Annotated in this window: 14 protein-coding genes and 1 pseudogene; 8 read left to right on the plus strand and 7 right to left on the minus strand. The window is 63.7% G+C overall.

All coding sequences use genetic code 11. From position 1 onward, the window contains the following. Window positions 1–83 precede the first annotated feature (83 nt). Window positions 84–1178 carry a recombinase RecA gene (recA, locus tag KMZ68_RS17970; protein ID WP_215612530.1) on the minus strand — a complete coding sequence of 365 codons (1095 nt, stop codon included), beginning with the start codon at window positions 1176–1178 and terminating at the stop codon, window positions 84–86. Window positions 1179–1853: 675 nt separating this feature from the next. Here recA and KMZ68_RS17975 point away from each other — a divergent pair. Next, on the plus strand, window positions 1854–2087 hold the full coding sequence (locus tag KMZ68_RS17975; RefSeq protein ID WP_215612531.1) for a PilZ domain-containing protein: 234 nt from the start codon (window positions 1854–1856) through the stop codon (window positions 2085–2087). A gap of 205 nt (window positions 2088–2292) precedes the next feature. Beyond that, window positions 2293–2607 (plus strand): hypothetical protein, encoded by a 315-nt coding sequence (locus KMZ68_RS26245; protein ID WP_371741350.1) that lies wholly within the window; start codon window positions 2293–2295, stop codon window positions 2605–2607. 435 nt (window positions 2608–3042) lie between these two features. On the opposite strand, the gene KMZ68_RS17985 is transcribed toward KMZ68_RS26245, so the two are convergent. Continuing rightward, window positions 3043–3273, minus strand: a complete 231-nt coding sequence (locus KMZ68_RS17985) for a hypothetical protein (protein WP_215612532.1) — start codon at window positions 3271–3273, stop codon at window positions 3043–3045. 224 nt (window positions 3274–3497) lie between these two features. Here KMZ68_RS17985 and KMZ68_RS17990 point away from each other — a divergent pair, with 224 nt between their 5' ends. Next, the gene (locus tag KMZ68_RS17990; RefSeq protein ID WP_215612533.1) at window positions 3498–4208 is read left to right on the plus strand and encodes a Crp/Fnr family transcriptional regulator; all 711 of its coding nucleotides are present in this window, start codon (window positions 3498–3500) and stop codon (window positions 4206–4208) included. A 15-nt stretch (window positions 4209–4223) separates the two neighbouring features. Here the strand turns inward: KMZ68_RS17990 and KMZ68_RS17995 are convergent, their stop codons facing one another. Next, window positions 4224–4514 (minus strand): hypothetical protein, encoded by a 291-nt coding sequence (locus KMZ68_RS17995; RefSeq protein WP_215612534.1) that lies wholly within the window; start codon window positions 4512–4514, stop codon window positions 4224–4226. A gap of 322 nt (window positions 4515–4836) precedes the next feature. Here KMZ68_RS17995 and KMZ68_RS18000 point away from each other — a divergent pair, with 322 nt between their 5' ends. Next, window positions 4837–5328 carry a PaaI family thioesterase gene (locus tag KMZ68_RS18000; protein ID WP_215612535.1) on the plus strand — a complete coding sequence of 164 codons (492 nt, stop codon included), beginning with the start codon at window positions 4837–4839 and terminating at the stop codon, window positions 5326–5328. A gap of 35 nt (window positions 5329–5363) precedes the next feature. On the opposite strand, the gene KMZ68_RS18005 is transcribed toward KMZ68_RS18000, so the two are convergent. After that, on the minus strand, window positions 5364–5657 hold the full coding sequence (locus tag KMZ68_RS18005; RefSeq protein ID WP_215612536.1) for an HdeA/HdeB family chaperone: 294 nt from the start codon (window positions 5655–5657) through the stop codon (window positions 5364–5366). Window positions 5658–5836: 179 nt separating this feature from the next. On the opposite strand from KMZ68_RS18005, the gene KMZ68_RS18010 reads away from it, so the two are divergent. From KMZ68_RS18010 to KMZ68_RS18020, 3 genes are all read left to right on the plus strand, one after another. Then, window positions 5837–6091: a PilZ domain-containing protein gene (locus KMZ68_RS18010; protein WP_215612537.1), complete on the plus strand. Its 255-nt coding sequence runs from the start codon at window positions 5837–5839 to the stop codon at window positions 6089–6091. Between the two features lie 188 nt (window positions 6092–6279). After that, window positions 6280–7668: an MFS transporter gene (locus KMZ68_RS18015; protein ID WP_215612538.1), complete on the plus strand. Its 1389-nt coding sequence runs from the start codon at window positions 6280–6282 to the stop codon at window positions 7666–7668. A 116-nt stretch (window positions 7669–7784) separates the two neighbouring features. Next, window positions 7785–8576, plus strand: coding sequence for an ABC transporter ATP-binding protein (locus KMZ68_RS18020; RefSeq protein ID WP_249779396.1), 792 nt, complete (start codon window positions 7785–7787; stop codon window positions 8574–8576). Between the two features lie 296 nt (window positions 8577–8872). On the opposite strand, the pseudogene KMZ68_RS18025 reads toward KMZ68_RS18020, so the two are convergent. Then, window positions 8873–9394: pseudogene (locus KMZ68_RS18025) on the minus strand (outer membrane protein assembly factor BamB family protein); the annotation flags it as partial. A 224-nt stretch (window positions 9395–9618) separates the two neighbouring features. Beyond that, window positions 9619–11109 carry a caspase family protein gene (locus KMZ68_RS18030; protein WP_215612540.1) on the minus strand — a complete coding sequence of 497 codons (1491 nt, stop codon included), beginning with the start codon at window positions 11107–11109 and terminating at the stop codon, window positions 9619–9621. A gap of 243 nt (window positions 11110–11352) precedes the next feature. Between KMZ68_RS18030 and KMZ68_RS18035 the strand changes: the two genes are divergently transcribed. Further along, on the plus strand, window positions 11353–11760 hold the full coding sequence (locus tag KMZ68_RS18035) for a hypothetical protein (protein WP_215612541.1): 408 nt from the start codon (window positions 11353–11355) through the stop codon (window positions 11758–11760). 39 nt (window positions 11761–11799) lie between these two features. Here KMZ68_RS18035 and KMZ68_RS18040 read toward each other — a convergent pair whose 3' ends face one another. Then, a complete protein-coding gene (locus tag KMZ68_RS18040) occupies window positions 11800–12063 on the minus strand; it encodes a hypothetical protein (RefSeq protein ID WP_215612542.1) in 264 nt (87 codons plus the stop codon). Window positions 12064–12093 lie beyond the last annotated feature (30 nt).

Consider the following 12093-nt stretch of genomic DNA (forward strand, 5'->3'; position numbering starts at 1 on the left):
CCGAATGAATCGGATCATGACCTCGTTTCTTTGTCTGAGCATGATCTAGTCGGAAAACCGGTTCCCACTTTTCCGGATCATGCTCAATCCTCCGCCGGCTCGTCACCGTCGGCGTCGCGCTCGGGACTGCCGGCCAGAATCTGCTCGGCGATCAGGCCGGAGTTCTGGCGGATCGCCGCCTCGATCTTCGCGGTCATGTCGGGATTGGCCTTGAGGAACGCCTTCGAATTCTCGCGGCCCTGGCCCAATCGCTGGCTGTCATAGGAGAACCAGGCGCCGGACTTCTCGACGATGCCGGCCTTGACGCCGAGGTCGAGGATTTCGCCCATCTTGGAGACGCCCTCGCCATACATGATGTCGAATTCGACCTGCTTGAACGGCGGCGCCAGCTTGTTCTTCACCACCTTGACGCGGGTCTGGTTGCCGACCACCTCGTCGCGCTCCTTGATGGCGCCGATGCGGCGGATGTCGAGGCGGACCGAGGCGTAGAATTTCAGCGCGTTGCCGCCGGTGGTGGTTTCCGGCGAGCCGTACATCACGCCGATCTTCATCCGGATCTGGTTGATGAAGATCACCATGGTGTTGGACTTGTTGATCGAGGCGGTGAGCTTGCGCAGCGCCTGGCTCATCAAACGGGCCTGCAGGCCGGGCAGCGCGTCGCCCATCTCGCCCTCGAGCTCGGCCTTCGGCACCAGCGCCGCCACCGAATCGACCACCAGCACGTCGACCGCGCCTGATCGTACCAGGGTGTCGCAGATTTCCAGCGCCTGCTCGCCGGTGTCGGGCTGCGAGATCAGGAGTTCGTCGATGTTGACCCCGAGCTTGCGGGCATAGACCGGATCGAGCGCGTGTTCGGCGTCGATGAAGGCGCAGATGCCGCCCTTCTTCTGGCCTTCGGCCACCGTGTGCAGCGCCAGCGTGGTCTTGCCTGAGGATTCCGGCCCGTAGATTTCGACCACCCGGCCCCGCGGCAGGCCGCCGACACCGAGCGCGATATCGAGCCCGAGCGAACCCGAGGAAATGGTCTCGATATCCATCGAGCGGTCGTTCTTGCCCAGCTTCATCACCGAGCCCTTACCGAACTGGCGCTCGATCTGGGAGAGCGCGGCGGACAGGGCCTTGGTTTTGTCCATGGAGGATCCTTCGACGATACGCAGGGCGGTAGTGGGGGCGGCCATTGGTGGTGCTCCTTATGAAGGGGATTCGCTAGAGGGACAAACGAGCGGCTGACCTTGAAACGGGCGATGACGAAAATGTACCCCATTTGTTCCAAGTTCGCAATATGTTCTTTTCTTTCGCGGGATGCCTGGCCTGTTTCCCTTAGCGAGTGACCCAAATCGAAAATGAGCACGGGCCTATTTTGATTCTCCAGAACGGATCGCGAATACACGTTCCGTTAACGGAAACCGTAAAATTACGGATCAGGCTGCCTCGGTTGGCGGCCTCTTTCATTCGTCATTCTTCGCCCTGAAGCTCGCAGGGCAGTTTCGTCATCAGAACACCAACAACGCCCCGTAGGACTACGCAGACGGCTGTTTTGTCGTGCCTTGAGTGGCGGTGGCAGTCGTCCTCCACTACAACCGTTCGGCAAATGACCAGAACCGGCGAGCCACAGCAGGAGCCCCCACCCCGCAAGTGCGAGGATTGCGGAGGCGACATGAATGCCCTCGGCAAACTGCCGCAGGTCCGGGCACGGCCTGCGGTCCGGATTTTCCGCTGCCACTCATGCAACAACATCGCGTCGGAGCCGTATTAGCCCCGCCTCGGTTTGGCAGCCGCTTTCGTGGTCCCACGGGGTATCCCGCCCGCCGGGCGGTTATCGAATTCTTAGGATTTGGGTGTATGTGGATTCCATGGACGAGAAGCGGACTTCTCCACGGCACCGCGTCTTGAAGGCCGGAACGATCGAGTTCCACGGCGGCGCGATCGACTGCATGATCCGCAATCTATCGGCTGCGGGCGCGGCTCTCGACGTGACCAGCCCGGTCGGCATCCCCGCGCATTTCACGCTGTTCGCCGATGGCTCGCCGCACCACTGCCACGTCATCTGGCGTAAGGAAAAACGGATCGGCGTCGCGTTCGATTGAGGCCGGCGGGCGAGGCTCAGTTTTTCCTTTCCCATGGATGCGGCAATGCCGCCGAATAAGGCCTCGCGCCTTTGCCCTGGATCAATGCGCGCTGTTGCGGCCTGGATCATTGATACATCAGCACCTACCGAGTGGCCCCGCGAGGGCGCCGTTCCGGCATCTGCCAGGAGCCCGGCGAGCGGATCGTTCGGGCTCCGCCTTTTCGATGGATCCTGCGCGCCGAATTGAGCCCTTACCGGCCCCGATTCGCGGCGGCGGGGCTCGCTGGCATATCGTCCGTCCGAAAACATTGACGCGGATCAATTCGGAAAAACCTTCTGGAGGCCAGAATGCCTCACTTATGGGTAATATTATCTTCAAGTGTCCGCGAACCGGTATGAATGTGCAGCACTGGCTGGCTGACGACCCCGGGGCCGACGATTCAACCTCCAGTTACGAAACCGTGGTCTGCCAGGCCTGCAGTCGCCTCCATTTCATCAACCGGACGAGCGGCAAGCTGCTGGGAGCGGAAGAAGAATAGCCCCCGCCTCCGGTAAGCCCCGCCCCACCTACAAGCTTGAGTTGAGCTGGCACTATGCTGTACACGCAGATGTGGCAGGCTGACTGTCACCGATTCGGAAAAAAGCGCGAGGGCGGCCATCATGGCGTCTGGCGACGGGAACGCTCCGCCCGATCCGGCGGATCAGGACAGCCCCGCGCGCCGTTGCGAAAGATGCGGCGCTGAAATGAAACGGCTGGGCGAACTCCCCGCGCTGTCGACCCACGCCGCCATCAAGGTTTTCCGCTGCTACGCCTGCGATCACGTGGTTTCCGACCGCGCTTGAGCCGCTCTGTCCAGCCATCGTTCCCGCCTCTGGCGGAAGCCATGCGACGACGCCGGAATGTCCCCCGTGGGAAGAATCTCAATATTCATAGATAGTTGGGGGAACGACACCGCCCCCCTGATCCGGAACCGTCAGTCGGCGCTGCGCAGCCGCCGCATGGTGAATTCGATATCGCCGTCAGGCAGTTCGCGCCAGCTTTCGACCCCGCTCATATAGGCGGCCCTGGGAAAGCGGGTGAGGAAGTCCCGCGCCTTCGTCCGCGCCGCCTCACGGGGCAAGGTGAAGGTCTCGCGCAGAAAGCCGTCGTCCGGCTTGCGCCGGGCGGCCATCCGGTCGGCGAGATCGCGCGGGCGCGAGGCCATGTCGCAACTCCAACAGATGACGACCGGCTCAATATAGGGTGGGCGGCGGCCAATCCGAGTCCCCCTACCCGAATGCCGGGAATTGAGTCGCCTCTTCGACCTAGGATTGCTACAATTCAGCATCGGCGACGATCCCCAGTCGCCGGCAAACCGCGGATCGCCCTCTCGGAGCGCTCTTCTCACTCCTGCGGTAACTCGGCCAACCGACCGGGCAGGACATCGCAGTGGCAGCGCCCGTCGACATCGGACTACCCTCTGACAACAGACTGCTCGCTGCGCTGCCGCGTCATGATTTCGACCGGCTGCTTCCGCATCTGTCGTCGGTGTCTCTGCCGCAGGCGCTCGTGCTGGGCGAAGCCGGCGGCGAGGTCGACCACGTCTACTTTCCCCATAACGGCATGCTGTCGCTGCTCGCCGTGCTGCGCGGTGGCAAGGCGATCGAGACCGCGACCGTCGGCCGCGAAGGCGTGGTCGGCGCGATGGCCGGGCTCGGCCTGTACAAGTCGCTGGTTCGCGTCGTGGTGCAGATGCCGATGGCCAGCAGCAGGATCGCCGCCACCCATTTCAGGACCATCGCCGCGACCAGCGAACCCATTCGCAATCTCTGCATCCGCTACAACGAGGTGCTGCTGTCGCAGGCGCGGGTGACGGCCGCCTGCAACGCGCTGCACTCGATCGAGGCCCGGTTCTGCCGCTGGCTGCTGCAGAGCGCCGACCATGCGGGCAGCGACACCGTCGCGCTGACGCAGGAATTCCTCGCGGAAATGCTGGGGGTGCGGCGCACCTCGGTGACGGAAGTCGCGAGCAAGGTGCAGGCCGCCGGCGCGATCAGCTATTCGCGTGGCGTAATCAGGATCCTGGACCGGACCGCACTGATGCAAATGTCCTGCGAATGCTACGAGACGCTGCTCGATCAGTCGGCCGCACTGGCTTGATCGAGGCGCACCGCCTCAGTTGGCGGTGCTGCCGGTCTTGGTCCGCGGCTTCGCGGGAGCCTGCGTCTTGGATGTGGATGTCTTGGGCGCATCGGCGCTGCGCACGCCGCCCCAGGGATCGTTGGAGACCTTGGCGTCCGGAATCTTCTTCAGCGAATCCTTGTATTTCTTGTCGCGTTCCGCCTCGGCTTCCTTTTCCTCCGGAGATTTGGATTGCAACTCCGGGATCAGGTTGATGTTGGGGGTCTGCGCGTAAGCCGTCCCTGCCAGCAACGCGACGACGGCGGCCGCGCCAAGAATTCTCATCGGGGAAACTCCCTGGATTTTCGAAGGCTATATATCACCGCACCCGCCGCAACGCCAAGCGCGCCCGCCTTCAGGTTCAATACCGGTCCGACTTGCAGGATTTCGGCGATTGCGTCCAATCGTCCCAGACCGGGCCGCATTTGGTGCAACCATTGAGCACGAGACCTAGGGCGACCACGCTGAAAATCAGTGCCAATCGCCTGAACATGGTCACCCTGCTCTCCCTACCCGGCTATCCTACGGCTGGAAGTCAGACATTTTCAAGCCGCGCAGGGAGAGTGTTCATTTGGGTCGGACGCACTTAAGAATGCGAGGAAACCATATGAAACGGGGGGAACCGACGTTGAAACAGGACCAACAGCACCCAAGGAAATTCGATATCGAGGAAGCAAGGCGCGTGCTCGGCGATGTGTTTGCGCCGTGGGTGCAGGATCTCAATCTCTCGATCGAGGGCATCGATTACGAGCCGCCGCAAACTGCCGCCGCCGGCTGGCAGCCGGGTGCGGTCCTGCGCATGCCCTTCTCCGAGCGGCTGTGCCGGAACGGCGGCATCGTCTGCGGCCAGGCGTTGATGGCGTTCGCCGACACCGCAATGGTGATTGCCAACCTCGCGGCCAACCGCGGCTACCGGCCGATGACGACGGTCGATCAAACCACGCATTTCATGCGAGCCGCGACCGCATCCGACGTGCTGGCGGACGCGCGGGTGGTCCGCATGGGCCGCACCATGAGCTTCGGCCATGTCACCCTGTCCAGCGCCCACGACAACAAGCCTGTGGCGATGGTATCGAGCGCTTTCGCGATGCTGACATAGTGCTTTCGTGCGAAAGCCCGCTGCCGGTCAGCGGATCACTTGCCGAGAATCTTTTCGGCGGCGGTGACGATGCTGACGGTCGGATTCTTGCCGCAGAAGGTGCCGAACTTCTTGGCGTTCTCGACGAACACGTCGGTATCGATGATCGCCTCGTCGGAATCGCCCTTGTACCAGCCGTCCATCCAGGTCAACACCATCTTGATTTCGTCCTGGCTGCCTTCGACGAACTGCTTGCAGGTCATGGTCGACAGGTCGACCACGACGGCATGGGCCGGCGCCGCCGAAAGCAGAAGGCCGGCGGCAAACAGCAGCGCGCCCGTCGTTTTCATGATCGTGATCTCCGTTGCAGTGTGAAGTTGCAGCATGGACAGATTCTGCAACGCCGCGCCAGCGTAAACGAAACCTGAATCCGGCATCAAATTTTACGGGTATTCGATTCAATCGTCCGTAATTCCGCTCTGCTACTTTGGACTGAAGTCAGCGAGGCGGCATTTTCGGATTTGCGGCGATGAGCGAGCATATTGTCGAGAAGAGAGCGGCGCCGCGATTCCGGGTGCTGAAGGGCGGCGCCATCGCATTCGATGGCAGCGGCATCATCACCTGCACCGTGCGCAATCTGTCGCCGAACGGCGCCGCGGTCGACCTCGCCAGCTGCGTCAGCCTGCCGTCATCGTTCATGCTGGTGATCGAAAAAGACCAGTTCATCCGCCGCTGCCATGCGGTCTGGAGCAACGACAGGCGGATCGGCCTCGCCTTCGACTAGGCGCGGGGCGCGCCGCCTCACCGCCGGACATCGAGGTCGGCGCTGCGTCCGCCATCCCTCCCGCGACTGATCTCTTGAGGGCTCACCGCCTCGGCAGCCGCAGGCTCTTTCCCGGCGCATCGGGTTGAGGCATGGATAGCGGCGGCCGCGGGCCGCTTGCTTCAAGGTTTCCGTCCGAAGGGACCAAGGTGCCGTCATCAACCGAACCCGATTCCCCCCACGTGTCGGCCGGCCTGCTCCGTTCAAGACCCCTGCAGATCGCCATGATCGGGCTCGGCACGGCCACGACGCAGCTCGACACCGCCGTCAACATCGCCTTCCCGGCCATCACCCGGGGATTTGACCTCGCGATCGGCGACATCCAGTGGGTGGTAATCTGCTACGTGCTGGCCTATGCCAGTCTCCTGCTGGCACTGGGGCGGATCGGCGACACCGTCGGCCATGCCATCGTCTACCGGACCGGATTGATCTGGAGCGCAGCGACGTTCCTGCTCGTCGGCATCGCGCCAAGTTATGGCGCGATGCTGGCCTTTCGTTGCCTGCAGGGCATCGGCGCAGCACTGGTGCTGAGTTGCGGTGCGGCGCTGGTGACGAGCCTCTATGGCGAGGAGCGGCGCGGCCGCGCGCTTGGCATCTACACCATGATGATGGCGCTTGGCCTGATGCTCGGTCCCCTGCTCGGCGGCGCGCTGGTGGCGATCTGGGATTGGCCCGCGGTGTTCTGGTTTCGCATCCCGATCGCAATCGCAGCGCTGTTGCTGTTGCGCGGGCTGCCGGCATCGCAGCCGCGCGCGGCACGCGAACCCTTCGACATTGCAGGCGGCATCGCGCTGGCGCTCGGCCTGGTGACGATGCTGATGGCGCTCAACCGCATTCGCGAGTTCTCCGCCGTCTGGCTCGGACTGCTATCGGCCCTGGCCCTTGCGGGATTCATCTTCCGCCAGTCCCGCGCGGCGCGGCCGATCATCGATTTCAAGGTGTTTCGCCTGCCGGGCTTTGCGATGCTGAATTTCGTCAGCGTGCTCGCCAATGTCGCGGCGTTTTCGGTCTGGCTGCTGGTGCCCTATTATCTCGCCCGGGTGAGTTCCTATGCGCTTGCCGAAGGCGGCGCCATTCTGGCTTCGGGCGCGCTCGGCGCGGTGCTGGCCGCGCCGGTCGGCGGCCGCCTGATCGGGCACCGAATCTCCGCCGAGCGGCTCGCCATGGCCGGTGCCGCCGGAATCGGCGCCGGTCTCCTCATGCTCAGCGCATGGACCGAACAGACGACGACGGCCTTGCGCGTCGCAGGGCTGATCGTGCAGGGCGTCGGGCTCGGCCTGTTCCAGCTCGCCTATACCGATATCGTGACCGCAGCGCTTCCGCTTCGCGAGCGCGGGGTTGCGGGCAGCCTCGCGCTGCTGACGCGAACGCTGGGCACCGTCGCCGCGGCCTCGCTCGTCCTGATGGTGTTCGACATCCTGCAATCGGAGCACGAATTCTTCGAAGCCTTCCACCAGACCTTTCAGCTTGCGGCCCTGCTGGCATTTATCAGCGCCGGATTGCTGGCGGTATCGCCGCGGACAATCGGCCAACCGTAATCGAGCCGGAGCGCGTCCCAAGGCCAGCTTGATCTATCGCAACGCCGATCAAGCGCTCCCGGGCAATTATATTTTTTTGGTCAGGAAGAACGATATGATCTGCACCATGCGCTTGATTGAACGCGCGGCTTGGCAGTTGTACTCGCTGGCGCACGCGTCGACTTCCCAACGAAGCCTCCGGAATGAGTTCGCGTGCTCTAAGACTGGCGGCTGGGCTGCTTACCGCTCTTATCGTGGTGGGCGGCGGCTATTATTGGCACTTCATGCGCGAAATTCCGGTGCGGACGGCTGCACCCGAACAGAATGTTGAAGTCCGCGTCTTCGGGATCGGGAGCACGCTGCTCAACGTGATCGGCTGCATTCTCGAACCAAATTCCGGGAGCATGCGGCTCAACGGCGAACTGGTCTATGACGGCAAGTGGCTGCGCGCCGACCTGCGCGGGTTGCGGCTCGAGAAGATCGGCTTCATCTTCCGGTCCCATAACCTTCTGCCGTTTCTCAATGCCTGGGAGAACGTCGCTGTCGCCCGCATCCTGGCCGGCGTAAGCCCGGCGCAAGCCAAGAGTCGGGCGCTTGAACTTCTGACCTACCTCGGTATCGAGCGCCGCAAGGACGCCATGCCCGGTGAGCTTTCAGGTGGAGAGGCGCAGCGGGTTGCCATTGCCCGCGCGCTGGCCAACGATCCACGCATCATTTTGGCCGATGAGCCGACCGCGGCACTCGATTCGCAACGTGCCGGCACCGTCATGGACATGTTGAGAAGGGTTGCGGCGGAGCACCGAACCGCCGTCATCGTCGTCACCCATGACGAGAAGATCTTCGATCGATTCGACCACATTTATTCGCTGCGGGATGGCGCGCTCGAATCGCCGGCTGGCGCGGTAGCCGACACTTTGGTTCCGCCATAGCGTCCCGCCAAGTCCGTCCGCTCATAAGCTTGGCCATGCGCGCGCCACAGCAAGGAATTGCAGGCCACGCGCAGTCTGGCGCGGCTTGCTTCGGCCAAGGACAAACGGCCGAAATGGCTGTCATTGATCCAGATCAATGAAACGACCAGCGGCGCTTTGCCAGTTTGAGCCTTCTTTTTGAAGGATTCAGCAATGCCCCTCGATTCGATCCTGGTTTCCGTCGGTGTCGTCACCATGTTTGCGGTGTTCGCAGGCGTTCTGTGGTGGGCGGATTTGCAAGCGTAAGCCGCCTCCAACTACCGGGGAATGCCGGATAGCCCGGTCCGGCCCTGCCTTGAATGGCGGCGCCAGCGCCAGAACACGCTCGCCGCCAGCATCATCAGCAGCATGAGCGCAATGACCTTGCCCAGGAACCGCCCGCCGGGCCGGTCGATGGTGCGCGACCATAGCGAGGGCGCTTCGCCCGGCCGCGCCAGGCGAAACGCCACCACGCTGTCGCCGATCGTGGTGCCGGATTCGGAATGGCCGCCGGCGCTGATTGCGACATATTGCTCGCCCTTCCAGAGATAGGTCATGGGATTGGCGACGCCGGGGACCGGCAGCCTGCCCTGCCAGAGTTCCCCGCCCGACTTCGCATCATAGGCACGCAAATAGGCGTCCATCGCGCCGGTGAAGACCAGACCGCCTGCCGTGATCGCCACGCCGTTGACCAGCGGCGTGCCGAAGGAGAGTGCGACCCCGAGCGGCGCGCGGTCCTCCACGGTGCCAACCGACGACTGCCAGAGAATCTTCCCCGCCCTCAGGTCGACCGCGACCATCATCCGCGCCATCACCGCCGGCGCGCAGCTGTCGAGATCGCCGACATTGGCCGGTGTGATCTGGGTGAGCGGCGAAAACCGCATAATGCTCCCAGGCCAGCGCGGGCGCTGCAGCAAGGACGGCGAGCGCGAACAGCACGAGAATTTTCTGCATGGCCCTCCCCTGCAGCACGATCATCGCTCAGGGGGCATGACGCTGGCGAAGCCGCTGCAAGGGTCTGCCTTCAGTATCCGCTCCTCGATGTGCCCTGGTGACCGCCGCTACGATCACCGCCTCCGTAGCCACCGCCTCCTCCAAACCCGCCAATACCTATTCCAATGCCGATCGACGGTCCGCGCGGCTCGTAATAGTCGCGCGGCGGCGGGCGACGATAGACCACGACATCGTCTTCCGGCACGACATAACGTTTCGGCGGCGCACGGTCGACGCGCTTGGGCGGATCGGGCTCGGTGCGCTTCTTCGGCGGCGTATCGACCTTCTTCAGCGGCAGGGTCGGCGTGGTGCAGGGACAGGTCGGGCCGAGCGAAGCGTTGGTCGGCTGGCCGGCTGCCGGGCCTGACGCGGCCGCGCCGGACGCGTTCGGCGCGCCGCCGGCGGTGGCGATGGTCGCCACGAAGTTCGGACGATTGCGCAGACGCTCTTCAAGCTTGCGTGCCGTCGGGGCGAGATCGCTGTCGGGATACTGCGCAATGAAGGCGCGATAGCCGGCCGCCGTATTGATGATCACCGCGTTGTTCCATGCCACCATGCGGCGGTGACGATCGAGCCAGTCGCGCGCCTGCAAACCCAGCGGTGTTTGCGCGTAGAGGACGGCGAAGGCTTCATAGGCCTCGTCGGTGCCGTCGGCGACGATCAATTCGTTGGCGGCCTCGGCCGGCTTGCCCTTCAAGTCGCGCTTCCACTCATCGACCGTCTTCTTGACGGAAGCGAGCTTTGGGCCGGCAATGGCGGGACCGACGAACCTGAAGTCGTCGGTCAACGAGGAACTGTCCCAGGGTGTCTGGCGGCCCGCGGTCGCCTTGTTGACCGCAACACGCACGCGCTTGAAGGTATCTTCGATCGAAAGCCCGGGCTCCTTCGCTGCGGCCAGCAGCGCCGACGTATAGGGGCTGTTGGCGCCGCTGCCGTCCTCGGCTTCGGCGCCGGGCGAGGTCGAGAAGGACATGAAGGTGCCGGGAGCGCCGGTCTTGGCATCGACGATCGCGAGCCCGCGGCCTGCCGTCTTGTTGATGTCGGGGAACGGGTTGTTACGGCAGGCATCGAGCAGCAGGATGCGGGTCTTGCTCGGCACCGAGGCAAGCGTGTTCAGGACGTCGTTGAGACGGACCGCCTGCAGCGGAATGTCGGTTTCCCGCTTCGGGTCGACATCAACCGGCACCAGGAAATTCTCGCCGTCGATCTGCAGGCCGTGGCCCGCATAAAACACCAGCGCCACGGTATCGGGGCCCTTCGCGGCGACCTTCGCCGCGAAGTCGCCGACCTTGGTCCGCAGCTCGTTCTGCGACAGATCGGCAGCGGTCAGCACCTCGAAGCCGGACTCGGTCAGCATCTGTGACATGGCCTTGGCATCGTTGGCCGGATTGGGGAGCGGAACCACGGCGCGATAGTTCGACTGGCCGATGACCAGCGCGACGCGATTTTCAGCGAGCGCCGCGTGCGAGCCCAGCAAGATTCCCGCTGCGAGAAAGGTATGGCGAAGGACGGGGCGGATCATGGGACACCTCCAGGCTTCCCCATAGGTCAGTCGTCCTCGCGCGGAGGTTCAAGCCCCGGCCGCGAATACCCCGTTTTGTTTCCTGGCAATTTGGCTTCCTGGCAGATTCCGGGGGGTGAACCCCATCGACATGGCAAGGCGCCGGCCTGGCTGTGGAAGCGGTTTCAGCAATTGGTGATGGCTGAAAGGGCAAATTATCCGCAATTGTGGGCAATTTTAACCGGCACGGGATAAAGTGGGCGAATGCGGCGGGTCGTTGTTCGGTTGGCGTTGATTGCGGGCGGGGCATTTGTGCTGGCGGGCTGCGGCATGGCCGACAGCCGCTCGCCGGTGCCTGAGTTCATGCGCAACCAAGCCGCCGAGCCACCGCCGCCCGAGCCGCCGCCCGACGTCAAGCGGCTGGTGCGCGAAAAACTGGATTCGGTCTTTCTCGCCGCGTCGAACCCGCGCCACGTGCAGGTCTCGCCGCCGCACCGCGAGGTCAGGGGCGCGGGCTGGACCGCATGCGTCAGGGCCGAGCTCACCTCTGTCATGGGCAAGCCACTGGGCGCCGAGACCTACCGCCTCGTCATCAGCCGCGGCCTGATCCTCGATCGCCGGCGCGCCGAGTCCGACGACAACTGCGCATCCGAGAGCTACGAGCCGATCTGACGCAACCCTCGAAGTCGGCTTCACGCCGATCCGTCGGGATCAGTGCCCCCGAAAGGGAGAATTACTCCGGGGCGCCGTGACCGACAGGAAGGTAGCCGCCCACTGCGCCTTGGCGTGGCGCAACAGCAGCTTCACGATCTCGCTTCGAATTTCGGGGATCGGCGCCAGCCCGATCACATCGTCGGCCTGGCGCAGGATCTGGTCTCTCGCCCCGAGAGGCAATTGCGCCCAGCACAGCACGATGGCTGCGCCAAGGTGCTGGAAGATCAATTCATCGGACGGGCGATCTGATAGAGTTGACATGCGGCCTCCTTGAAGTGTGCGCCTGAGACT

Origin of the sequence: Bradyrhizobium sediminis (assembly GCF_018736105.1) — a bacterium.
In the GTDB taxonomy this organism is placed as follows: Bacteria; Pseudomonadota; Alphaproteobacteria; order Rhizobiales; family Xanthobacteraceae; genus Bradyrhizobium.